We start from the raw sequence: 22,834 nt of genomic DNA on the forward strand, positions 1-22,834 counted from the left end.
CCCCGCAGATAGGGGCACCGTCAGGGCCGCGTCAAGCTTTTCGGGCGGCGCATTAAGGCTTCATTGGTGTTTGACCGGTCGGTCACGCCCTGGTAACACCAATCAGTGACTCTGGTTGTACGCCCCGTGCACCACTCACCGAAGCCGTCATTCCCGAGGGGGGACCTCCACCATGCAGGCCGCGCCGGTTCGCGCCACCGCCATTCCGTCGTTCACCACTGCACTCCGTGCCGTCGAGTCGCTGCTGATGAGCAGCGGCCAGCGCACCGCCCGTCGCAACGCCTGGACGTCCGTACTGGAGGACCGCCGCCGCGCCAAGGACCGCGTCGAGGCACAGCGCGTCCTCGAGCAGACCCCCGCTCCCCGCCTCTGAGGACGCTGCCGTCGTAGGCGCTTGTGGGGCCACGTAGACTTCGTGGCATGGCGAGGAAGGAACCCGCAGCGGACGCTGCGAACCCCGGGCGACTGAAGCAGATCGCTCTGACCTACAAGATGACCCGCAGGGCCGACAAGAAGATCGGTCTTGTACTCGCGGCAGTCGGAATCGTCACCTTCGGTGTCTTCCTCGCGATCGGTTTCTTGATCGGTCACCCCATCTATCTCGGCATCCTGGGCCTGCTGCTCGCCTTCCTCGCGTCGGCGATCGTGTTCGGGCGCCGGGCCGAGCGGGCGGCCTTCGGGCAGATGGAGGGCCAGCCGGGCGCCGCAGCGGCCGTGCTGGACAACATCGGCCGGGGCTGGACGACGACCCCCGCGGTGTCGATGAACCGCAGCCAGGACGTGGTCCACCGGGCCGTCGGCAAGGCGGGCATCGTGCTGGTCGCGGAGGGCAACCCGAACCGGGTGAAGAGCCTGCTGGCCGCCGAGAAGCGGAAGATGAACCGCGTCGTCGCGGACGTGCCGGTGCACGACCTGATCGTGGGCACGGGCGAGGGCCAGGTCGAGCTGAAGAAGCTGCGGACCACCATGCTCAAGCTGCCGCGCGTGCTGACCGGCCCCCAGGTGACCGCCACCAACGACCGGCTGAAGGCCATGGGCGACCTGATGAGCAACATGCCGTTGCCGAAGGGGCCCATGCCGAAGGGCATGAAGCTGCCGAAGGGCGGGCCGAAGGCCCGCTGATTCCCCTCGTACGAGAAAGGGGGCGCCCGGTTCCACACCGGGCGCCCCCTTCGTCGTACGACCGCTAGATGCGCACCTCGACGGTCCCCGCCAGCCGGTCGTGCAGCCCGCGGCCGTCGCGGTCCCAGATGAGGGCCGGGACGGCCAGGCACAGCAGGGCCGTGCGCAGCAGGGCGCGCAGCGGGTTGACCGTGCCGGTCTCCAGGGTGACCACGCGCAGGCCGAAGAGGCGCTTGCCCGGGGTGAAGCCGATCGTGCCGACGGTCAGGACGCCCATGACGAAGAAGAGCAGCAGGGCCCAGTTGCTGGTCGCCTGACCGTAGCCGTCGGTGAGGAGACCGTATGCGATCAGGACGCAGATCCCCCAGTCCACGGCGAGTGCTCCGAGCCGTCGTCCCGGGCGGGCGATGGAGCCCGGCCCCTCCTCCGGCAGGCCGAGCTGCTGACCCCGGTATCCGAAGTCGACACCGGCGTTCTCGGCGGCCGCGCGGGGGCCGGAGAGCCAGGATCCGATTGCTTGCCTCTTGTCCACCCGACCACGGTACTGTGCCCGTTTTGCGATACGGACAGGTGGGGTGAGGTACGGGATGTCCGGTTAACGTGGGTGAAACAAACGGGTCACGCCCGAGAAATCACCCGTCCCTAGGGTCGAAGTCAGCGTGTGCCACCGCACGGGCCGCACGAACGAACTACCACCCCGGCACGGACGGTCGGGAGTAGGAGGAGCTGGATGTTCCAGAACGCCGACGAGGCCAAGAAGTTCATCGCGGACGAGGACGTCAAGTTCGTCGACGTACGGTTCTGCGACCTGCCGGGCGTCATGCAGCACTTCACGGTGCCCGTCGAGGCGTTCGACCCGGACGACGAGCTCGCCTTCGACGGATCCTCGATCCGCGGTTTCCAGGCGATCCACGAGTCCGACATGGCGCTGCGTGCCGACCTGTCGACGGCCCGTGTCGACCCCTTCCGCCGCGACAAGACCCTCAACATCAACTTCTTCATCCACGACCCGATCACGGGCGAGCAGTACTCCCGTGACCCGCGCAACGTGGCGAAGAAGGCCGAGGCCTACCTCGCCTCGACCGGTATCGCGGACACCGCGTACTTCGGTCCGGAGGCCGAGTTCTACGTTTTCGACAGCGTCCGTTTCAAGACGTCCGAGAACGAGTCCTTCTACCACATCGACTCCGAGGCGGGCGCCTGGAACACCGGTGCGCTGGAGGACAACCGGGGTTACAAGGTCCGCTACAAGGGCGGCTACTTCCCGACCCCGCCGGTCGACCACTTCGCCGACCTGCGTGCCGAGATCTCCCTGGAGCTGGACCGTGCCGGTCTGAAGGTGGAGCGCCAGCACCACGAGGTGGGCACCGCCGGCCAGGCCGAGATCAACTACAAGTTCAACACGCTGCTCGCCGCCGCCGACGACCTTCAGCTCTTCAAGTACATCGTGAAGAACGTGGCCTGGCGCAACGGCAAGACCGCGACCTTCATGCCGAAGCCGATCTTCGGTGACAACGGCTCGGGCATGCACGTGCACCAGTCGCTGTGGACCGGCGGCCAGCCGCTGTTCTACGACGAGGCCGGTTACGCGGGCCTGTCGGACACCGCCCGCTACTACATCGGCGGCATCCTGCGGCACGCCCCGTCGCTGCTGGCCTTCACCAACCCGACGGTGAACTCGTACCACCGTCTGGTGCCGGGCTTCGAGGCGCCGATCAACCTGGTGTACTCGCAGCGCAACCGCTCGGCCGCGATGCGTATCCCGATCACCGGGTCGAACCCGAAGGCCAAGCGCGTCGAGTTCCGTGCGCCCGACTCCTCCGGCAACCCGTACCTGGCCTTCTCGGCCCTGCTGCTGGCCGGTCTGGACGGCATCAAGAACAAGATCGAGCCGGCCGAGCCGATCGACAAGGACCTCTACGAGCTGGCTCCCGAGGAGCACGCGAACGTCGCGCAGGTCCCGACCTCCCTCCCGGCCGTCCTCGACTCCCTCGAGCGCGACCACGAGTTCCTCCTCCAGGGCGACGTCTTCACGCCGGACCTGATCGAGACGTGGATCGACTACAAGCGCGCGAACGAGATCGCCCCGCTCCAGCTGCGTCCGCACCCGCACGAGTTCGAGCTGTACTTCGACGTGTGATCGACGCCTGACGAGCACCTCGTCGAGGCATGAACGCCCGCGCCCCCGCTGTTGTACCTACAGCGGGAGCGCGGGCGTATGTTCTATTCTGCCGAGGAGACCACACGGGGGTGTATGGGATGCCGGAGCGGCACGAGCACGACGATCAGGAACATGAGTTCGACCTGAGGTGGGCCGACGACGCCGAGCACAAGGAGCCCTCGGCGCGGGCCCGTATGCTCGCCGCCCGCTGGAAGGAGAACCCTCCCGGTCCGGTGCCGTTCCGAGGCGAGGCCGATCATGTGGCGCGGCGGCAGCGCCGGTCGGGCTGGGTGTCCACGGCGATCGTCCTGGGCTGCGTCGCGGCGCTGATCGTCCTGCTGGGCTACGTCAACTTCCGCACGTACTGATACCGGCTCTTTGCTGCTCCTAGGGCCGATCAGGACCCGTTCATGGGCGTGGTCGGGTGCACACTGGCAGAGGGACGAGTGCCTGAGTGCGCGGGGTGATGCGAGATGCAGAGCCGGTTCCGGAGTGATCGGCGGTTGACCGCCCGGATGGGGATCACTCTCTTTTTGCTCGGGTTGTTGTACGTGGCGTTCGTCGCCGCGTTGATCGTGCTGCTGAAGTCCTGGGTGCTCGTCGTGGTCGTCGCGGCGGGGCTGCTGGGGGCCCAGTACTGGTTCTCCGACCGGATCGCGCTGTTCGCGATGCGGGGGCGGGTCGTGGAGCGGGAGGAGTACCCCGAGCTGCACGGGGTGATCGACCGGCTGTGTGCCATCGCCGACATGCCCAAGCCCGTCGTCGCCGTATCGGACATGGATATGCCGAACGCGTTCGCCACCGGACGCAACCCCGACAACGCCGTGATCTGTGTGACCACCGGGCTGCTGCGCCGGCTGGAGCCGCACGAGCTGGAGGGTGTGCTCGCGCACGAGCTGTCGCATGTCGCGCACAAGGACGTCGCGGTGATCACCGTCGCCTCGTTCCTGGGCGTGATCGCGGGGCTGATCGTGCGGTTCGCCCTCTACAGCCAGCTCCTCGGCGGCGGGCGGCGGGACCAGAACACCGCCGCGATCCTCGCCGCCGTACTCGGGGTGTCGGCGGCGGTGTACGCCATCAGCTTCCTGCTGATCCGGGCGCTGTCCCGGTACCGGGAGCTGGCCGCCGACCGGGCCGCGGCGCTGCTCACCGGGCGGCCCTCGGCGCTGGCGTCGGCGCTGACCAAGGTCTCCGGCGACATCGCCCGGATCCCGTCCAAGGACCTGCGGACGGCGCAGGCCTTCAACGCGTTCTACTTCACTCCGGCGCTCGGCCGGGAGCCCGGCATCGCGCAGATCTTCTCCACCCACCCGAGCCTGGAGCAGCGGCTCGACCAGCTGGGGCGGATCTCCACCGAACTGGGCGAGGCGGCGACTCCCGGAGGGGCGTGAGATGGGACTGCTGGACATCCTGCTCGGCCGTACGAAACCGGTCGTACCCGATCTCGACCAGCTCTTCGGGCTGCCGTCGGCGGCGGTGACGCTGGAGGCGGCGGCCGGGTTCCGGCCGACGGGCAGCGGCGCGGTCTGCTTCGCCACGGTCGAGGGCGCCGCCTTCGAGCAGACCCACCGTGAGGTCCAGGCGCTGCTGGACGCGGACGCCGAGCGCGAGGGCCGGCCGGTGGAGCTGACGCGGGACGACTACGGCTACTCGTGGCTGGTGTCCCGGCGCGGCCCCGACCAGCTGCCGGAGCTGGTCAACGACCTGCACGCGGTGAACAGCGCGATGGAGGTCAACGGTTTCGGCCCGCAGCTGCTGTGCTCGCTGGCGGGATTCCAGGACGAGGAGGGCGAGCGGGGGCGGCGGCTCGCGCTCGTCTATCTCTACAAGCGCGGCACCTTCTACCCCTTCGCGCCGCTGCCCGGCACGGCACAGCGGCGCGACAACCCGCTGGAGCTGCGGGTCAAGGCGGTGCTGGGGAACGATCTGCGGATCGAGCAGGACCTGAGCCGCTGGTTCCCGGTGTGGGGCGCCCCCGGTCTGTGAGGTGGGGGGCGCCCCCGGCCCATGACCGGGGGCACCTCAGCCGCTTGCCTCGGCTGTCACCACCACAGGTGGTCTCACTTGCTCTTCTCGCGCTCCTGACGGCGGGACTCCAGGGGGCGCTCGCGGCGGTAGCGGCGCTCCCACTTGGCCTGCTTGTCGCGGCGGTCGCGGTAGGCGCGGTAGTCCGCAGGCATCGGGCCTGCCGACGGGGCCCCTCCCCCGGAGCCGCCGGCACCCCCGGCTCCGCCGCTCGGCGCGGAGGAGCTGCGGCCGTAGTGCAGGTACAGGAAGAGCACAGCGACCGCGGCCAGCCAGTAGACGTGGTTTCCGAATCCAAGGATCACCAGGACGACGGTCCCGGACATGACGATGGTGCCCATCACGGGCCTCCGTGAGCGTGGGTCGGTTCTGAGCGGTGTGCGTGTCCCCGACGGGGCGCTGGGGAGGGGCGGCCGTCCGTCGGTGCGTAGAGAGTAGCCCCGCACCCGCAGAGTGACGCCTTCTCTGCGAGAAGCGGCGCGAACAGCTCCGTTACGCATGTCCAGGGTAGGGAGGCGGTCACTCGGTGTGCATCTCCTTTTCCGGGGGCGGGAGTTCACCCGGTGCGACCCGAGTGGCCCTGCGGCCGGACGGCCGGGACGGCTGTGAATGAATGGGCCCATGACCGAGCTCTCCTCTTTCACATGCGCCTACGACGGTGAACTGCTCAGCGGGGTGTACGGCGGTGACACCGCCGGCCCGGAGACGGCGACCGCCGTTCTGCTGCACGGCGCCGGCGTCGGCAGCAAGGAGCGGTTGCTGCCGATGCTCGCCGACTTCGTGGCCCGCGGCTGCCGGGGGCTCGCCTTCGACTTCTCGGGGCACGGCGAAAGCACCGGTGCGCTGGGTGAGTTGAGCCTGCGGCGACGCTTCGAGCAGGCCGTCGCCGTCATCGACGCGCATGTGCCGGCGGGCGGCCCGCTGGTGCTCGTCGGGTTCAGCATGAGCGGACAGACGGTGACGGATCTCGTCGGGCACTACGGGGACCGGGTGGCCGCGGTGGGGCTGTGCGCGCCCGCCGTGTACGCGCGGGAGGCGTGGGACGTGCCGTTCGGCGAGGGGGACGGCCGGTTCAGCGAGATCATCCGCCGGCCGGGCGGCTGGCGTGGAGCGCCCGCACTGGATGTGCTGCGGGCGTACGAAGGGCGGGCGGTGCTCGCGGTGCCGGGGACGGACGTGATCATCCCGCCGGAGGTGACGGAGGCGGTGCAGGACGCGCTGGCCGCCCGCGCCCGGTTCACACGGTTCGATGTGCCGGACGCCGAGCACATGCTGGGGTCGTGGTTCGAGGAACACGCCGAGGACCGGCGGGAGTTCGTGACCACCGTGCTGGCGGGTCTCGGCGACCGGGCACCGGCCTCGCGCCACGCGCGGTCGTGAGCGTGCGGCCGTAGGAGTTCGAAGACCTCGGGTACGTCCGTACGTCAGATCTCGGGCGCGGCCCTGACCACCCCGGCCTCGACGGCGTTGGTGAGGATCTTGTGGTCGGTGACCGTCTGGTCGGCGTAGGCCAGGGCGAACTCGGCCACCGCGTGGTCGAACGTGTCGGCGCCGCCCAGGTAGCCCGCGATGGCGATGCGGTCGCCGGAGCGGGCATGGGCCCGCGCGAGGACGGTGCCGCACAGCCGGGCGTAGGCGCTCAGCTCGTCCGGGCCCATCCCCGCCACGTCCGTCGAACCCTTCGTGTCGCGCAGCTGACGCCAGTAGTACGCCCGCCCCTGCGGCCCCGACATCCAGCCCAGGAAGATGTCGCCGCCGGCCTGGAGCAGCCGCTGGCCCGCGACGACGCGGTGGCCGGGGTGGACGTACGGCCCGCTCGGCAGATGGGCCTCCAGCACGGACTGCCGTGCCTCCTTGACCTGGAGGAACAGCGGGTCTCCCGCGTCGCGTCCGGCGAGCAGCACGATGAAGCAGCGCAGGCCCACGCTGCCGACGCCGACGACCTTGCGGGCGGCGTCGACGAAGCGGTAGCGGTCGAGGAGCAGCTGGCGTTCCTCGGAGAGGGTCGAGCGGTAGTCGCTGAAGATCTTGCGCAGGGAGGCCATGTCGGAGGTGCCCGCGCGTTCGAGGAGCGGCGGGTCGTGGATGATGCGCCGGCGACCGTCGACCGTCTCGGTCAGCTTGCCGAAGGCCCGCAAGCTGGTACGGCGGCGTGCGCGTCCGAGACTGTCCTCGACGTGGTGGTGGGGGTGCCGGTGGGCGGAGCGGACCACGGGCAGCAGCCGCTCGGCGTCGACGCGGGTGCACCAGGCGTCGAGCTCGCCGAGCCGGGCCAGCCGGCGCATCGCGATGCGGTACCCCGTGACGGCCTCCCGCGCGGCGCGGGCCACCTTGGCCTCCGGGTGGCCGTTGTCCCGGGCGGCCACCGCGACCGAGGCGGCGAGCCGTTTGACGTCCCACTCGAACGGGCCCGGAAACGTCTCGTCGAAGTCGGTGACGTCGAACAGCAGGGCGCTTTCCGGGGAGGTGTACAGGCCGAAGTTGAGCAGGTGGGCGTCACCGCACAGCTGCACGGTGAGACCGGTGTGCGGTGCGGCGGCGAGATCGGCGGCCATCACGGCGGCACCGCCGCGCAGGAAGGCGAACGGGGACGACACCATCCGCCCGTACCTGACCGGCAACAGTTCCGGCAGCCGGTCGCGTCCCTGCCGCTCCAGTACGGCGACGGGGTCCGGCCGGTCGACGGAGGGGATCCAGGCGCCGTGCGCGGAGCGGGGGGCGCGCTTGCGGGCGCCCTTGCCGCGGACGAAACGGTCGGCGGGGGTGATCGGGCTCGTCATGAATCGACGGCCCTGCGCCCGGCCGTCCCGCACTCCGCCTGTCGTGTACCGAACCCCATCACACCTCCCGCAGTGGCGCCGCCCGTTGGGGCGGTCCGTCACCTCCTGTCTTGCAGTGAAGTGCGAGGGCAGGGTGAGCGCACGTCGGGGAGGCGGTTCGGGTGACGGGAGGGGTGGAGGTGGGGGCGGACGCAGAGCTTGGTTCCTCCGCTGCGCCGAGGCCGTTGTCAGTGGGGTCCGGCAAGATGCCGACAGGGGTGTTTCGGTGGTGACGGGTGGAGGCCGGGATGGGTGACGGGGTGCGGCACATCGGCGTGGCGGAGCGGCGGGCCCGGCTGGGGCTGCGGCACCGGCTGGCCGGGGTGGCGCGGGCGAAGGGACCGGCCGAGGTCGCCGAGTCACTGGTCGCGCTGCACGGTACCGATCCGGCCACCGTGTACCTGGCCGTGGGCGCGCGGCTCGCGGACCCCGCGAAGACGGTCACCGAGACCGAGCGGGCGCTGTACGAGGAGCGGACGCTGGTCCGGATGCACGGCATGCGGCACACCGTGTTCGTGTTCCCCACCGAGCTCACGGCCGTCGTGCACGCCTCGACCGGCCTCGCGGTCGCCGCCCGGGAGCGGGCCTTGCTGGTCAAGGACATGGCCAAGGCGGGGGCCCCGGACGCGGCCTGGCTGAAGGAGGTCGAGGAGTCGGCCCTGGCCGCGCTCGCCCGGCGCGGGCAGGCTACGGCGGCCGAACTCGCCCAGGACGAACCGCGGTTGCGCGAGCAGTTCGTGTACGCGGCCGGCAAGAGCTACGAGGGCGTGCACACCGTCGCGACGCGGCTGCTGCGGGTGCTCGGCGTCGAGGGCAAGGTCGTGCGGGGACGGCCGCTGGGCTCCTGGACGTCCTCGCAGTTCCGGTGGGCGGTGGCGCCGGCCCATCCCGAGCTGGACGTGGCCGACGCGCAGGCGGAGCTGCTGCGGCGCTGGCTGGCGGTGTGCGGGCCCGCCACGGAGGCCGACCTGAAGTGGTGGACGGGGTGGCGGGTGACGGAGGTGCGCCGGGCGCTCACGGCGATCGCGGCACGGGCCGTGTCCCTCGACGAGGGAACGGGTTACGTCCTCGACGGTGACGTCGACCCGGTGGCCGGCCCCGAGGAACCGTGGGCGGCACTGCTGCCGGGGCTCGACCCGACCGCGATGGGATGGCAGCAGCGGGACTGGTACCTGCCGCCGGAGCTGCGTCCGTCGCTGTTCGACCGGAGCGGCAATGTGGGCCCGACGGTGTGGTGGAACGGCCGGGTCGTCGGCGCGTGGGCCCAGCGCCCGGACGGCGAGATCGCCTGGCGGCTCCTCGCGGACCTGGAGCAGGCGGAGCGCGACACGGCCGAGGCGACGATCGCGGCTGAGGTGGAGCGGGTGCGGGGGTGGGTGGGACCGGCTCGGGTGACGCCCAGGTTCCGGACGCCGTTGGAGCGGGAGTTGTCGCGCTGAGGCGCCCCTTGCCCCCGCTCACCGGTCCGTTCAACCCACCCCGCGTCCCCGAGAGGCGCGGCCCACGCAGCATCCCGGCGCAGGCCGAGCAAGCACGGACGCAGGGGAGACCAGCCCGGGTGGCCCTCGGTTCCGGACACCGATGGAGCGGGAGTTGTCGCGCTGACGCGGTCATGTCCCGCTCGCGGCTCCAGACGCCGCTGAAGCGGGAGTTGTCATGCTGAGGCGACCCTTGTGCCCGCTCGCCGGATCCCTTTCACCCGCCCCGCGACCGAAAGCCGCAGCCGACGCAGCATTTCCCCGGCGGAGGCGCGGGCCGAGCGAGCGCGGGCGAAACGAGAAGCCGGTCGGCGACCCTCCGTTCCAGCCGTCCGGAGATTGCGAACACCCGACGGCGACGACACAACGCCGGGCGCCCTCCACAATGGACGGCGCCCGGCGTCACGGCTTACCGCGCGTACCGCATCAGCGCCCGGACCATGTGGCACGTCGTGTCCGACGGCGGATGGACGCCGATGGTCTCCGCGGTGTCCCGGATCGTCTCGTCGCGTGCCTGGTTCGGCATGTAGACGCCCGAGTCGAGCAGCGCTATCGCCAGGCGCAGGGCCTTGAGGCGACGGTTGTGGGTGATGTACCACTCGCGCGGGCGGCCCGGCGGCAGGGGCCGCTTCTCCAGCGGTGCGTAGGGCAGATCGAGCAGCACCGGGTGCTTGGCGGTGGACTGGGTGGGCAGCGGCTTGCGGGCGGGCTTCTGCTTCAGTGCGGCAGCGGGCACAGGCATCCTCCTGTCGCGGTCAGAGCGTCGGCCGGGGTCCCCGGTGACGCTCTCGAACACTACGTACATTCTAGTGCCCGCCACTGACATCGGGGAGTCCGGAACAGAGGCAGAACGTCCAGGAAATGCGCTGGTCAGAAACGTAGTTGCCACCGCGTCACACCCGCACCGGGAGCCGCGTCCAGGAGGGCGCAAAATTCGAACACCGCCCCCTCGGGATACCGTTGGCCGCATGGAGATCTGGATCAATCCGGCCTGTTCCAAGTGCCGCAGCGCCCTCACCCTGCTCGACGCCGAGGGAGCCGACTACACCGTCCGCCGCTACCTGGAGGACGTGCCGAGCGAGGACGAGATCCGGGAGGTGCTCGACCGGCTGGGACTGGAGCCGTGGGACATCACCCGGACCCAGGAGGCCGTCGCCAAGGAGCTCGGGGTCAAGGAGTGGGCGCGGGACGAGGCTTCGCGGGACCGGTGGGTGAAGGCGCTGGCCGAGCACCCGAAGCTGATCCAGCGGCCGATCATCACGGCGGACGACGGCACGGCCCTGGTCGGCCGCACGGACGAGGCCGTACAGGACGCCCTGTCTCGCAGGAGTTGACGAGACGTCAGGGGCGGTGTGACGTACGTTACTTCAGCGACTGCCGTGACCGCTGAGTAACACCGTTCGGTATCTCGTACATAGCGACGTACGCTCCCCTACCCCCCAGGAGGCGCGCATGTCGCGCAGGAGAACCCTCAGCACGCAGAAGAAGATCGCACTGCTGGTCGGTGCGGCGACGGTGGCGGGTGGCGGTGCCTTCGTCATGGCCAGCACCTCGAACGCCTCGCAGACCCCGACGGTCAAGTCCGCGGCGGATTCGACCGTCTGCCAGGGGCTCGCCACGGCTCTCGGCAACAACGAGAAGTTCATCGAGGGGCAACGGGCCAATCCCGACGCGCAGTCGCAGGCCCGGATCGCCAACCGCGAGGCCGTCATCGCGCAGATCAAGGTCCAGCAGGAAGCGTCCGGTTGTGTCGCCGGGGAGTCGGCTCAGGACTCCCAGGCCGCACAGCCGAGCGCTCCCGCGGCGGGCGCCGGGGACACCGGCAACGCGGGAGACGCCGGCAACGCCGGAGACGCGGGCAATGCCGGGAACGACGAGAACGCGGGCAACGCCGGCGGCGGCGCGGCATCCGGGCAGCAGGTCTGCAACGGGTCCACCGTCACCCTCTCCGGCGAGGGCGGGGCTCCGGCCGCGTCCAGCAGCCAGTTCCCGGCCGGCACCCAGCTGAAGGTCACCAACCTGGACAACAACAAGTCCACGACGGTGGAGGTCACCTCGGTCTCCGGCAGCTGTGTGCTGCTCAACAACGCGGCCTTCGAGCAGGTCCGCGAGCCCGGCAAGTTCCTCATCCGCCGTGCGGTGATCGAGAAGGTGGGGTGAGACGCGGAGCATCAACCTCGTACGTGTCATGGGTCCTGCCACTCGCGGCCACGGGTGGCAGGGCCCGCGTACGTGTACGGGCCCCGCTCGGCACAGCCGCCGCTGCGTGAGTCGCAGCACACGAACACCAGGTAACACGGGGTTCACATCGGAGCAATGACCGGGAAATCGCCTGTTGACAGGCTCGCGGGCATCGAGAGCGGCGCCCCAGTGCCGCAGCGCCGCAGCACCCGCAAGTGCGCCTAGACACACCCCCGAAGGATGTGGCCCGTGACCTTCAAGGCTGAGTACATCTGGATCGACGGCACCGAGCCGACGGCCAAGCTGCGTTCGAAGACGAAGATCATCACGGGTGAGCCCGCCGGTCTGGACGCGCTGCCGATCTGGGGCTTCGACGGGTCCTCCACCAACCAGGCCGAGGGTCACGCCTCGGACTGCGTGCTCAAGCCGGTCTTCACCTGCCCGGACCCGATCCGCGGCGGCGACGACATCCTGGTGCTCTGCGAGGTCCTGAACATCGACCTCACCCCGCACCCGTCCAACACGCGGGCCGCGCTGACCGAGGTGGCGGAGAAGTTCGCCGCGCAGGAGCCGATCTTCGGTATCGAGCAGGAGTACACGTTCTTCCAGGACGGCTACCCGCTCGGCTTCCCCAAGGGCGGCTTCCCGGCCCCGCAGGGCGGCTACTACTGCGGTGTCGGCGCCGACGAGATCTTCGGCCGTGACGTCGTCGAGGCGCACCTGGACAACTGCCTGGCCGCGGGCCTCGGCCTGTCCGGCATCAACGCCGAGGTCATGCCCGGCCAGTGGGAGTTCCAGGTCGGCCCGCTGGCGCCGCTGGAGGTCTCCGACCAGCTGTGGGTGGCCCGCTGGCTGCTCTACCGCACCGCCGAGGACTTCGGCGTCGCCGCGACGCTGGACCCGAAGCCGGTGAAGGGCGACTGGAACGGCGCCGGAGCGCACACCAACTTCTCCACCAAGGCGATGCGCGAGGGCTACGACGCCATCGTCACCGCCTGTGAGTCGCTCGGCGAGGGCTCCAAGCCGCTCGACCACGTCAAGAACTACGGCGCTGGCATCGACGACCGCCTCACCGGCCTGCACGAGACCGCCCCGTGGGACCAGTACTCCTACGGCGTCTCCGACCGCGGCGCCTCGGTGCGCATCCCGTGGCAGGTCGAGAAGGACGGCAAGGGCTACATCGAGGACCGCCGTCCGAACGCCAACGTCGACCCCTACGTCGTGACCCGCCTGCTCGTCGACACGTGCTGCTCCGCGCTGGAGAAGGCCGGCCAGGTCTGATCCGCGCAGGGTTTCGCGAAGGGGCGTCCACCCGTTGGTGGGCGCCCCTTCGTCGTGCGGTGATCGCGATGTCAGTGGCGGGTGTCATGGTGGGGGACATGGAGAGCGAACGGGGGCCGGCCGTCAAGGTCGGGACGGAGTACGGCGAGACGTATGCGCGGCCGTCCCAGCAGCGGCTGCGAGAGGTCGTGCGACGGCTCGGGGAGCCCGGCGACCGCTGGCTGGTGATGCAGCGGATACCGGACGTGCCGGAGGTGTTCGCCCAGGTGTGGCACGAGCGCGGCGGGGACTACCGGCTGGAGTACCGCGAGAGCCGGGAGCGCTTCTTCGGCACCGTGGTGGCGGACACCGAGGCGGTGGCCGACGCGCTGGTGGGGTGGGCGCTCCAGCGGGACGGCTGGGGCGAGGGGTTCACCTGGACGCCGGTCGCCGTGGATCCGCCGCAGGAGGTGCCGGAGCTTCCCCACGCGGTGCGCGCGGAGGTGGAGGGCCGGGTGCGCACGCTGCTGCGGTGCGGGTACGACGACCGGGCGGCGCTCGCCGAGGCCGCCGAGGAGTATCTGGTCGACGACGAGGAAGAGCGGCCCGTGTCGGGCGCGCAGGCCCGTGAGCTGGTCGACCGGCTGTGGCGGGAGAGACTCGACGAGCAGGCGGCATGGCAGGGCGTGACCGATCCGGAGCGGCTCACCGAGGCCTTCCGGGCGCTGGAGGCGAGTGGCATCACCGCCCGGGAGAACTTCACCTGTTGCCGAAGCTGCGGCATGGCGGAGATCGGCGCCGAGCGGCAGGACGCGCGCGGCTTCGTCTTCTTCCACCAGCAGGTCGTCGAGCATGCCGCCGAGGGGCACGGACTGTCGCTCTACTACGGCGGGTTCGACGGCTCCGAGGAGACCACCACCGGTGTCGGGCGCGAGGTCGTCGCCGCGCTCGCCGGGGCCGGGCTGTCCACGCAGTGGGACGGCTCCCCGCAGCAGGCGATCAACGTCACACCGCTGACCTGGGACAAACGGCTGGAGGGCTGAGACGAAGGGTCCCGCGCCGAGCGGGTGTCTGCTTCAATGGGGTCATGGCCGGCTTCCAGAAACACTCCGCGACGGGTCGCCATGACCTGGAGCCCTTCTGGCCTTCCCGTCAGCACCACGACTTCGACCGGGTGTGTTGCCGCGCGGTGAACGCGCGGGCCCTCTAAAGCCGTCACCCCCGGCCTTCGGCCAGCGCGAACGACGTTCCTTCCCACGACGGACCTCTCGCGCGAAAGAGCTGACCTCTCATGGCGACCACTCGTTCCCTGTCCTCCGCCGCCACGCTCAACTCTCCTTCGTCCAACGGCACACGGCAGCATCTGCGCGCCGTGGACCGGGACGAGGTGATCGACATCGCGGACCTCCTGCCCCCGGGCGCCACCTGGCTGCCCGCTCCCCCGCACGCCCTGCCCGCGCTGCCGGGACAGCCGCCGATGATCGGCTACCTGGTGCTCGTCCCGGCCGACCGGCAGCCGCCGGTCCCGGAGCCTGCCGAGATCGGCGGCGACCCGCTCGTCACCGTCGACTCCGGACGGCGTACCGCGGCGGTCGACGGGCGTGAACTCGATCTGACCTACCTGGAGTTCGAGCTGCTCGCCCATCTGGTGGCCAACCCGCACCGAGTGCACACCCGGGATCAGCTGGTCACCACGGTGTGGGGCTACGGGCATGTGGGCGACGGCCGCACCGTCGACGTCCACATCGCCCGGCTGCGCCGCAAACTGGGCGCCGAGCACCGGAACACCATCCGGACCGTCCGCCGGGTCGGGTACAAGTACGCGCCGCCGGCCGGGCGCTGATCCCGCCGGCCGCCCTCTGCTGACGGCAGAGCCCTGTTCCGTCCGGCGCCGGCCCCGGGCAGAGTCGGCGGTATGAGACTTCTGGTGCTGGGTGGGACGGAGTTCGCGGGGCGGGCCGTCGTGGAGGCGGCTCTCGGGCGGGGCTGGGAGGTGACCGTCTTCCACCGGGGACGGCACGAGCCTCCGGCCGGGGTGCGGTCGCTGCTCGGTGACCGCACCGCGCCCGAGGGCCTCGCCGCCCTCGCCGGGACCGAGGACGAGTGGGACGCCGTCGTGGACACCTGGTCGGCGGCGCCGCGTGCCGTACGGGACTCGGCGCGGCTGCTGCGGGGCCGCGCCGGGCGGTATGTCTATGTGTCGAGCTGCTCGGTGTACGAGTGGGCCCCGCCCGCGGGCTACGACGAGCACGCGCCGCTGGTGGAGGGTGCCGAGGCGGACGCCGAGCGGACCGACTACGCGCGCGACAAGCGGGGCGGTGAGCTCGCCGCCGTCGAGGCGTTCGGGTCGGACCGCTCGGTGCTGGTGCGGGCCGGGTTGCTGCTCGGACCGTACGAGAACGTGGGGCGGCTGCCCTGGTGGCTGGGGCGGATCGCGCGCGGCGGTCCGGTGCTGGCGCCCGGGCCCCGGGACCTTCCCCTCCAGTACGTCGACGTCCGCGACCTCGCGGAGTGGGTTCTGGGGGCGGTGGAACAGGAGTTGAGCGGGCCGTACAACCTGATGAGCCGGCAAGGGCACGCCACGATGGGCGAGTTGCTCGACGCCTGTACGGCGGCCGTCGGCGGCAGCGCCGAGCTGCGCTGGACCGAGCCCGAGGTGATCCTGGACGCGGGCATCGAGCCGTGGACCCAGTTGCCGGTGTGGGTGCCGCCGGGCAGCGACATGCATGACGCCCTGCACAGTGCCGATGTGTCCCGGGCGGTCGCCACGGGGCTGCGCTGCCGGCCCGTCGAGGAGACCGTCGCCGACACCTGGCGGTGGCTCCAGAGCCTCGGCGGTACCGCGCCCCTGCGGGAGAACCGGACGTTCAAGGGGCTCGATCCGCAGGTGGAGGCGAAGGTGCTCGCGGCGGACGGGGAGGGTGTATCTGGCACCACCCCCTGATCCGGGGGCTCGGCCCCGTGACCGCCGCCGGCGCCTCCGCGAGACTGACGCCATGACCGACGACACGAAAAGCGGGCGGCCGAGGGACCTGGGGATCGCCGCGCTCCGGGGGCTGGCGCTGGCCCTGGTCTCCCTCCCGGGAGCCGTCCTCTGCTTCGTCCTCTCCCTCGTGTCCCTCGTGCTCATCCCGATCGGCGTGGGCATCGTCACGACGCCGTGGGTGCTGACGGGGGTGCGGATCTTCGCCGACTGGCGGCGGGTGCTCGCGGCCGAGTGGGGCGGGGTGCGGATCCCGCCCACGTACCGGGCGTTGCCGAAGGGCGCGGGTCCGTGGACGCGGACCTTCGGGATGCTGAGGGATCCGGCGACCTGGCGGGACCTGCTGTGGCTGCCGGTCGACATGACCGCGGGGTTCATCACGGCTGTGTTGCCGGCCGCGCTGGTCGTCTATCCGCTGGAGGGGTTCGCGATCGCGGCGGGGCTGTGGCGGATCCTGCCCGACGGGTACTGGTACGGCTTCGTACGGGTCACCGATCAGACGTCCGCGCTCGGCGCCGCGGCTCTCGCGCTCGTCCTGCTGTTCTTCGCGCACTTCTTCACCGCGCGCCTGCTCCAGGTCCACTTCCTGCTGACCCGCGCCGTCCTCGGCTCCGACCAGGGTGAACTCACCGAACGGGTGCGGGTGTTGACGGAGACGAGGAGGGACGCCGTCGACACCTCCGCCGCCGAACTGCGCCGGATCGAGCGCGATCTGCACGACGGGGCGCAGGCCCGGCTGGTGGCGGTGGGCATGGACCTCGGCACCATCGAGATGCTGCTCGACAAGGACCCGGCGAAGGCGAAGCAGCTCGTGGCTGAGGCCCGCCGGTCCTCCGCCGAGGCCCTCGCCGAGCTGCGCGACCTGGTGCGCGGCATCCACCCGCCGGTGCTCGCCGAGCGCGGACTGGGCGACGCCGTGCGGGCGCTGGCGCTGCGGCTGCCGATCGCCACCGAGGTGAACGTGGAGCTGTCCGGGCGGGCGGAGGCGCCGGTGGAGTCGGCGGCGTACTTCGCGGTCAGCGAGGTGCTGACCAACGCCGTCAAGCACGCGGGCGGCGACCGGATCTGGATCGACCTGCACCACACGAACGGCATGCTGCGCATCGGCGTCACCGACAACGGCAGGGGCGGCGCGGTGATCGGGGCCGGTTCGGGCCTGGCCGGGATCGAACGGCGACTGGGTACATTCGACGGCGTCCTGGCCGTCAGCAGCCCGGTGGGCGGCCCCACCATGGTGACCATGGAGATTCCTTGCGCGTTGTCCTAGCCGAAGACCTGTTCCTGCTGCGCGACGGGCTGGTCCGGCTCCTGGAGGCCTACGACTTCGAGATCGCGGCGGCCGTCGAGAGCGGCCCCGAGCTGAGCCGCGCGCTGGCCGAGCTGGACCCGGACGTCGCCGTGGTCGACGTACGGCTGCCGCCGACGCACACCGACGAGGGGCTGCAATGCGCCCTGGCGGCCCGGCGCGACAGGCCCGGACTGCCGGTGCTGGTGCTCTCGCAGCATGTGGAGCAGCTGTACGCGCGGGAGCTGCTCGCCGACGGCAGTGGCGGGGTGGGGTATCTGCTGAAGGACCGGGTGTTCGACGCGGACCAGTTCGTGGACGCCGTACGGCGGGTCGCGGCGGGCGGTACGGCGATGGACCCGCAGGTGATCCAGCAGTTGCTGAGCCGCCGGGCGGCCGGCGACCAGCCGCTGGCCCGGCTCACGCCCCGCGAGAGGGAGGTGCTGGAGCTGATGGCGCAGGGACGGACGAACGCGGCGATCGCCGAGCGGCTCGTGGTCACGGAACGGGCGATCGCCAAGCACACCGCCAATATCTTCGCCAAACTGGGCCTGGAGGTGTCGGACGACGACAACCGTCGCGTGCTGGCCGTTCTCGCGTATCTCGACCACGGCCGGTAAAACCGGACTCGTTCATTCACCCCTCGTGCGGGATCAACAACTCCTGGTATTTCAGAGGCGGTTGAGCACACAGCGTTCTCACGAATCTTTCAACGATTTCCGGGACGACTGAACACCCCTGGGACGGCCTCCGTATGAATGGGAGCCGCTTCACTCCTGTCGGGCGCCCTCGATGCCCCCGAAAAAGGAAGTCAGAGGAGTTCCATGGGACGCAACACAAGAAAACGCCGTACGCCGCTGGCCACCAAGGCCATAGCCGCATCGGCAGCCCTAGCGCTCGGTGGGGGCGGGCTTGTATGGGCCAACTTCTATGCCTCGGCGCACGAGGACAACAACTCTGGGTGGAACCGGACGAAGTCCACGAACGCCCAGGTCGCGACCATCAACTGCCCCGATGTCGGGCAGAAGTTGCGGAACGTACCGAGGGGCGCGCGGCAAGGGGTCGCCAAGGAGCTGGCCCTTCTCGACAAACAGATCACGGACGCTTATGCGCGTCTCGCCGACACGCGTCAGGCCCAGGCAGGTGATTCCAGCTACGTCGACAACGCCATCCTCGGCCCGCTGAAGTCCAAGCGTGTGGCGACCCTGGACCGTATCGGCATCAACATCAACCGATCCGGCGGCAAGGCGCCGCGGGGACTCGGCCAGTTCGCCCAGTGTCAGGGCGTCCCGGCCGACCAGGTCAACAACGGCAACGGTGGCGGTCAGAACAACGACGGCGGCCAGAACGACGACGGTCAGGACCAGAACAACGACGGTCAGGACCAGGGTCAGGACGGCGGTCAGGACCAGGGTCAGGACAACGGCCTCGACCCGGTACCCGAGGGCAACGGAGGCCAGGCCGGCAACGGCCCGGTGGCGCAGGACTTCGTCAACATCGAGGACGTCCAGCCCAACTCCCGCAACCTCCAGAACGGTCTGGCGGCGAACGGCGACTCCGGCTCGACGGGTACCTTCACCACCGAGTGCGGCACCAACGAGAACGGCAACGCCAACACCGACAACATCATCGTCGCTCCCGGTGTCGACAACGGTGCCCACCACCGCCACGACTACGTGGGCAACCAGGACAACGACGCCTTCACCAGCGACGAGGAGTTCCTCCAGGCCGACACCAGCTGCCAGAACCAGGACGACAAGTCCACGTACTACTGGCCGGTGCTGCGTCTTCAGGACGGTTCGCAGGAGGCGGACGCCAACGAGGCCGGTGGCGGTCTGGAAGGCAACGTGGGCACGGTCCTGCGCGCCTCCCAGGCGGAGCTGAAGTTCGTCGGCAACAGGACGAGCGAGGTCGTGGCGATGCCGACGGCCCTGCGCATCATCACCGGTGACGCCAAGGCCTTCACCAACGGTCTCGCGAACGCCAACACCTCCTGGAGCTGCACCGGCTTCGAGGACCGGCAGTTGACGGAGCAGTACCCGATCTGCCCCGAGGGCAGCTCGGTGGTGCGGACGTCCAACTTCCAGAGCTGCTGGGACGGCCAGAACATCGACAGCGCCAACCACCGTGACCACGTGGCCTTCGTCCAGGCGGACGGCACCTGCGCCAACGGTTTCCAGGCGATCCCCCAGCTTCAGGCCAAGCTGGTCTACGACGTTCCCGCCCCGCAGATCGAGAACGGGCAGCTGGTGAACCCGTTCGCGGTGGACGGCTTCCCGGAGCAGTTGCACAAGCCGATCACCGACCACAACGACTTCATCAACTTCATGTCCGAAGACCTGATGAACCAGGTGGTCCAGTGCATCAACAGTGGTGAGGACTGCCAGTAGTCCGCACCGGGAACACGAGGAAGCCGGCGGTGGGATCTCCCACCGCCGGCTTTCGCGTGTCCGGGTCGGTGCCGGTCAGCCCTGGTGGGAGGCGGAGTGGCCGCCCGAGTGGCCGCCGGAGTGGTCGGTCCCGATCTCGATGTCCCCGCCCAGCTCTCCGCGCAGCGCCGCCACGACGTCCTCGTGGCCGACGGCCACCCACTTGCGGCCGACGAGGTAGTACCCGCCGTAGTCCTTGGCCTGGTTGATCCACTCGCGCTGACCGCGGTCGGTGGCGAAGGTGGCGAGGATGTACTTCTCCTTGCCCGTCTTGCAGATGGCCTGGCGGATCGTGTCCGCGTCGGTCTGCATGTTCGGGTCGCACTTCGCCACGGCCGCCAGATGCTCCAGGCTGCCGGTCGCCGTCTGCGGCACCTCGGCCTCCTGGTCGCCGCCGGAGCCGCAGCCGGCCAGCGCGAGCACCGCCACCGCGCCGGTCAGCGCGAGCATCGGTCGGGTCAGTCTCATCCGTTCCTCCGGTCCATGCCGCACAGAGCCCCGGCGGGGCCCTCGCCTCCCATACGGCTGTGGTGGGCGATGCGCTCAATTCAGAGGCTCTCACGGGCACGGGTGTGCGAGTGTGGCCCGGTGAACCAGGACTGGGAAGACCGCGTGACCGCGGCATGGGCGACCTTCGACAGCTACCGCGAAGAGGAGGCGGCCGACTTCCGGGCCGTCATCGACGCCCTCGTCGCCGAACTGCCCGCCGACAGCCCCCTCGGCCCGTTCGAGGAGGCCTGCGCCTGGGACTCGACGGGTCACTCGGACCGGGCCGTGCCGCTGTACCGGGAGGCCCTCGCCCGCGGACTGAGCGGCTACGAGGGACGGCGGGCGAAGATCCAGCTGTCCAGCTCGCTGCGCAACATCGGACAGGCGGAGGAGGGCGTCAAGCTGCTGACACCCGAGCTGGACGCGCCCTCCGACGAGCTGGACGACGCGGTGCGGGCGACCCTGGCGCTGTGCCTGTCCAGCCTCGGGCGGGACCGGGAGGGTCTGTCTCTCGTACTCGGCGCGCTCGCAGGGCATTTGCCCCGGTATCAGCGGTCCATGACGAACTATGCCCGAGCACTGGTGGAGCCCGAGGCCTGAACCGGGCCCACGACCGCCCAGCGCCCCCTGGTGACGGTGACCAACCGCCGATTCGCTCGTTCTGCTGAACGTGCAGTCACAGGATGTCGCCTCACGCCCCGCACCCGCCCCGGCCGAGCCGGTCGTCGACGTCGAGCGGGCCGAGGCCGCGCTCGTCGAGCACTACCCGCGTCTGGTCCGGCTGGCCTACCTGGTGCTGCCGCCGAGCCTGGGCCGCAACCGGCGCGTGGTGACCGCGCACTCCCTCACCCAGCGCGCTCTGCCCCGCGGCCGGGCCTCGGCCACGCCCGTGATCCCGGCCCAGGCGACGGGCCGCGACGGCGACCCGGGGTACACCTTCCTCCGCCTGCGCGTCCTGCGTACGGCGCTGGAGGCGGGCCTGCCCCTGGTCCGCGCGGCCTGGCCCAAGCGCTCCCAACTGCCGCCCCTGCTGCCCCAGGTCTGGGGCCTGCGCCTCTTCCCCCGGTCGGGCGGCGCCGACGAACTCGCCCTGGACCAGCGGCTGTCGGCGCTGTCCGGCCCGGCGCGGGCGGCCTACGTCCTGCGCGGCCTGGAGAAGCTCCCGGACGGCGACGTACGCGAGATCCTGGCGGCGGCCGGCGTCGAGGACGTGGACGACGCGCTGGACGAGGCCGACGAGGTCCCGGCGCAGTACGCGCTGCTCGACTCCCCCGAGTTCGACCCCTGCTCGCTCCAGGCCCGGCCGACCGACCTGATGCGGCGCAGGCAGCATCTGCGGGCCGCGCTGGCCGCCGGTGCCGCGCTGCTCGTGTGCGGTGCGCTGCTCGGCCTGCCCGGCGAGGGCTGGGCCCCCGACGGCCCCGCCGCGCCCTCGTATGCGCAGAACCCGGCGGCCGAGGCCGCGCTGGACCCGGCCCAGTTGACGAAGGTCCCCGCGCTGGCCTGGCAGTCCGCCGCCCGTACCGACTACTCCGTGTGGCCCGCGCGCGGCGACCTGACCGGCGACTCCGCCCTGCTGCGCCGGGCCCTCGCCGTATGGGCCCGTCCCGGTGAGACGGTCACCGTCTCGGCGACACCCGGCACCCCCGCGGGCGGCCCGCCCGGCGCCCCGCAGCTGCTGTTCGCCGGGACCGTCGACACCGCGCGCGTGGTGATCCTCTACGACGGTCTGCGCATCGCGCGTTACGCCGAGCCGGCCGACGGCACGGCCGGTGCCGCCCTGGACTTCTCCCGGGTCGACGGCGCGACCAGGGCGGAGGCGAGCGCGGTGGTGCTGAGCCGGGCCGACGGCAACGTCCGCTATCTGCTGGCGCCCTGGGTGAAGGGGGCGGCCGAGCGGGACCTGCTGAAGCCGGACTCCGGGGCCATGGACCTCACGGTGACCGACGGCGTCACCTCACCGCTGTCCAGTCCCGTCTCCCAGCAGGCCGGCGCCTGCTCCTCGTGGAACGTCCTCCAGGTGACCGACAGCGCCGGCACCCGGCTGCTGACCGACCTGGCCGAACTGGTCCCGGCCCGGCTCACCTCGGGCCGCCCCGGGGCCGCGCAGGACGTGACCGGCGCGCGGGCGCTGCACGCCTGGGCGCCCTCCTCGTGCTGGCTGGGCGCGCTGCGCTCCGCGGGTGTGCGCACGGTCAACTCCTGGTCGTTCGCCCGGCAGACGCTGCCCGACGGCAGCGGCGCGGCGGACTGGTCGTGCACCCGCGCCGAGACCTGGCGAGGCGGCGGCGAGCGGGTGCTGGCCCAGTTCCGCACGCCGGGCACCCCCCAGGCGGCAGTCGTGGCCAAGGCGCAGAACGTGCCGGCGTGCGGGGCGCGGGATCCGCATGTGCTGGCCGGGGTGCTGTGGAAGGCGAAGGCGGGCGACTGGTACCTGATGGCGGCGGGCACCCGCGACACGGAGTCGATCCGCGCCACGGGCGGGGTGCGGGGCAGCGCCGGGAGCAATCTGCTGACCGTACGGGCGAAGCAGGGTGCGCAGGCCGAGCTGAAGGGCACGTTGGAGAACGGGCGGTCGATCGGCGGACTGAAGTGAGCGGCG

At 71.0% G+C, this 22,834-nt stretch carries 24 protein-coding genes; 19 read left to right on the forward strand and 5 right to left on the reverse strand.

Going from position 1 to position 22,834, the window contains the following annotated elements:
- Positions 1-172 precede the first annotated feature (172 nt).
- The gene (locus ACIQWG_RS08530) at positions 173-373 is read left to right on the forward strand and encodes a hypothetical protein (protein ID WP_404092049.1); all 201 of its coding nucleotides are present in this window, start codon (positions 173-175) and stop codon (positions 371-373) included.
- Positions 374-420: 47 nt separating this feature from the next.
- The gene (locus tag ACIQWG_RS08535; RefSeq protein ID WP_404092051.1) at positions 421-1,122 is read left to right on the forward strand and encodes a DUF4191 domain-containing protein; all 702 of its coding nucleotides are present in this window, start codon (positions 421-423) and stop codon (positions 1,120-1,122) included.
- A gap of 64 nt (positions 1,123-1,186) precedes the next feature.
- Here ACIQWG_RS08535 and ACIQWG_RS08540 read toward each other — a convergent pair whose 3' ends face one another.
- On the reverse strand, positions 1,187-1,654 hold the full coding sequence (locus tag ACIQWG_RS08540) for an RDD family protein (protein ID WP_404092053.1): 468 nt from the start codon (positions 1,652-1,654) through the stop codon (positions 1,187-1,189).
- A 198-nt stretch (positions 1,655-1,852) separates the two neighbouring features.
- Between ACIQWG_RS08540 and glnA the strand changes: the two genes are divergently transcribed.
- The 4 genes from glnA (at position 1,853) to ACIQWG_RS08560 (ending at position 5,269) form a co-directional block, all read left to right on the forward strand.
- Complete coding sequence (glnA, locus tag ACIQWG_RS08545) at positions 1,853-3,262, forward strand: type I glutamate--ammonia ligase (protein WP_404092055.1); 1,410 nt, start codon at positions 1,853-1,855, stop codon at positions 3,260-3,262.
- A 119-nt stretch (positions 3,263-3,381) separates the two neighbouring features.
- On the forward strand, positions 3,382-3,651 hold the full coding sequence (locus ACIQWG_RS08550; RefSeq protein ID WP_404092058.1) for a hypothetical protein: 270 nt from the start codon (positions 3,382-3,384) through the stop codon (positions 3,649-3,651).
- A gap of 105 nt (positions 3,652-3,756) precedes the next feature.
- Positions 3,757-4,674 carry a zinc metalloprotease HtpX gene (gene htpX / locus ACIQWG_RS08555; RefSeq protein ID WP_404092059.1) on the forward strand — a complete coding sequence of 306 codons (918 nt, stop codon included), beginning with the start codon at positions 3,757-3,759 and terminating at the stop codon, positions 4,672-4,674.
- Position 4,675: 1 nt separating this feature from the next.
- On the forward strand, positions 4,676-5,269 hold the full coding sequence (locus ACIQWG_RS08560; protein WP_404092061.1) for a hypothetical protein: 594 nt from the start codon (positions 4,676-4,678) through the stop codon (positions 5,267-5,269).
- 74 nt (positions 5,270-5,343) lie between these two features.
- Here the strand turns inward: ACIQWG_RS08560 and ACIQWG_RS08565 are convergent, their stop codons facing one another.
- Complete coding sequence (locus tag ACIQWG_RS08565) at positions 5,344-5,649, reverse strand: hypothetical protein (RefSeq protein ID WP_404092063.1); 306 nt, start codon at positions 5,647-5,649, stop codon at positions 5,344-5,346.
- Positions 5,650-5,929: 280 nt separating this feature from the next.
- On the opposite strand from ACIQWG_RS08565, the gene ACIQWG_RS08570 reads away from it, so the two are divergent.
- The gene (locus ACIQWG_RS08570) at positions 5,930-6,688 is read left to right on the forward strand and encodes an alpha/beta hydrolase (protein WP_404092065.1); all 759 of its coding nucleotides are present in this window, start codon (positions 5,930-5,932) and stop codon (positions 6,686-6,688) included.
- Between the two features lie 44 nt (positions 6,689-6,732).
- Here ACIQWG_RS08570 and ACIQWG_RS08575 read toward each other — a convergent pair whose 3' ends face one another.
- Positions 6,733-8,088 (reverse strand): DUF2252 domain-containing protein, encoded by a 1,356-nt coding sequence (locus ACIQWG_RS08575; protein WP_404092067.1) that lies wholly within the window; start codon positions 8,086-8,088, stop codon positions 6,733-6,735.
- 287 nt (positions 8,089-8,375) lie between these two features.
- Between ACIQWG_RS08575 and ACIQWG_RS08580 the strand changes: the two genes are divergently transcribed.
- Entirely contained in the window at positions 8,376-9,566 is a 1,191-nt protein-coding gene (locus tag ACIQWG_RS08580) for a winged helix DNA-binding domain-containing protein (protein WP_404092070.1), read from the forward strand.
- A gap of 448 nt (positions 9,567-10,014) precedes the next feature.
- Here the strand turns inward: ACIQWG_RS08580 and ACIQWG_RS08585 are convergent, their stop codons facing one another.
- Positions 10,015-10,341, reverse strand: a complete 327-nt coding sequence (locus ACIQWG_RS08585) for a hypothetical protein (RefSeq protein ID WP_404092073.1) — start codon at positions 10,339-10,341, stop codon at positions 10,015-10,017.
- Positions 10,342-10,573: 232 nt separating this feature from the next.
- Here ACIQWG_RS08585 and ACIQWG_RS08590 point away from each other — a divergent pair, with 232 nt between their 5' ends.
- The 9 genes from ACIQWG_RS08590 (at position 10,574) to ACIQWG_RS08630 (ending at position 19,704) form a co-directional block, all read left to right on the forward strand.
- Positions 10,574-10,939 carry an arsenate reductase family protein gene (locus ACIQWG_RS08590; protein WP_404092075.1) on the forward strand — a complete coding sequence of 122 codons (366 nt, stop codon included), beginning with the start codon at positions 10,574-10,576 and terminating at the stop codon, positions 10,937-10,939.
- Positions 10,940-11,057: 118 nt separating this feature from the next.
- On the forward strand, positions 11,058-11,765 hold the full coding sequence (locus tag ACIQWG_RS08595; RefSeq protein ID WP_404092077.1) for a hypothetical protein: 708 nt from the start codon (positions 11,058-11,060) through the stop codon (positions 11,763-11,765).
- Positions 11,766-12,035: 270 nt separating this feature from the next.
- On the forward strand, positions 12,036-13,067 hold the full coding sequence (glnII, locus tag ACIQWG_RS08600; RefSeq protein ID WP_404092079.1) for a glutamine synthetase: 1,032 nt from the start codon (positions 12,036-12,038) through the stop codon (positions 13,065-13,067).
- A 98-nt stretch (positions 13,068-13,165) separates the two neighbouring features.
- Positions 13,166-14,089, forward strand: coding sequence for a DUF6891 domain-containing protein (locus tag ACIQWG_RS08605; RefSeq protein ID WP_404092081.1), 924 nt, complete (start codon positions 13,166-13,168; stop codon positions 14,087-14,089).
- Positions 14,090-14,337: 248 nt separating this feature from the next.
- Complete coding sequence (locus ACIQWG_RS08610; RefSeq protein WP_404092084.1) at positions 14,338-14,889, forward strand: winged helix-turn-helix domain-containing protein; 552 nt, start codon at positions 14,338-14,340, stop codon at positions 14,887-14,889.
- Between the two features lie 72 nt (positions 14,890-14,961).
- Entirely contained in the window at positions 14,962-15,990 is a 1,029-nt protein-coding gene (locus ACIQWG_RS08615) for an SDR family oxidoreductase (RefSeq protein WP_404092085.1), read from the forward strand.
- Positions 15,991-16,042: 52 nt separating this feature from the next.
- Positions 16,043-17,296, forward strand: a complete 1,254-nt coding sequence (locus ACIQWG_RS08620) for a sensor histidine kinase (RefSeq protein ID WP_404092088.1) — start codon at positions 16,043-16,045, stop codon at positions 17,294-17,296.
- Positions 17,281-17,934 carry a LuxR C-terminal-related transcriptional regulator gene (locus ACIQWG_RS08625; RefSeq protein WP_404092090.1) on the forward strand — a complete coding sequence of 218 codons (654 nt, stop codon included), beginning with the start codon at positions 17,281-17,283 and terminating at the stop codon, positions 17,932-17,934. Before ACIQWG_RS08620 ends, ACIQWG_RS08625 begins: the two co-directional genes overlap by 16 nt.
- Before the next feature lie 204 nt (positions 17,935-18,138).
- Positions 18,139-19,704: a DUF1996 domain-containing protein gene (locus ACIQWG_RS08630; RefSeq protein WP_404092092.1), complete on the forward strand. Its 1,566-nt coding sequence runs from the start codon at positions 18,139-18,141 to the stop codon at positions 19,702-19,704.
- 75 nt (positions 19,705-19,779) lie between these two features.
- Here ACIQWG_RS08630 and ACIQWG_RS08635 read toward each other — a convergent pair whose 3' ends face one another.
- A complete protein-coding gene (locus ACIQWG_RS08635; RefSeq protein ID WP_404092093.1) occupies positions 19,780-20,211 on the reverse strand; it encodes a hypothetical protein in 432 nt (143 codons plus the stop codon).
- Between the two features lie 69 nt (positions 20,212-20,280).
- On the opposite strand from ACIQWG_RS08635, the gene ACIQWG_RS08640 reads away from it, so the two are divergent.
- The gene (locus ACIQWG_RS08640) at positions 20,281-20,832 is read left to right on the forward strand and encodes a tetratricopeptide repeat protein (RefSeq protein ID WP_404092095.1); all 552 of its coding nucleotides are present in this window, start codon (positions 20,281-20,283) and stop codon (positions 20,830-20,832) included.
- 70 nt (positions 20,833-20,902) lie between these two features.
- Complete coding sequence (locus tag ACIQWG_RS08645) at positions 20,903-22,828, forward strand: hypothetical protein (RefSeq protein ID WP_404092097.1); 1,926 nt, start codon at positions 20,903-20,905, stop codon at positions 22,826-22,828.
- Positions 22,829-22,834 lie beyond the last annotated feature (6 nt).

It is taken from the genome of Streptomyces sp. NPDC098781, from assembly GCF_044759995.1.
Classification (GTDB): domain Bacteria; phylum Actinomycetota; class Actinomycetes; order Streptomycetales; family Streptomycetaceae; genus Streptomyces.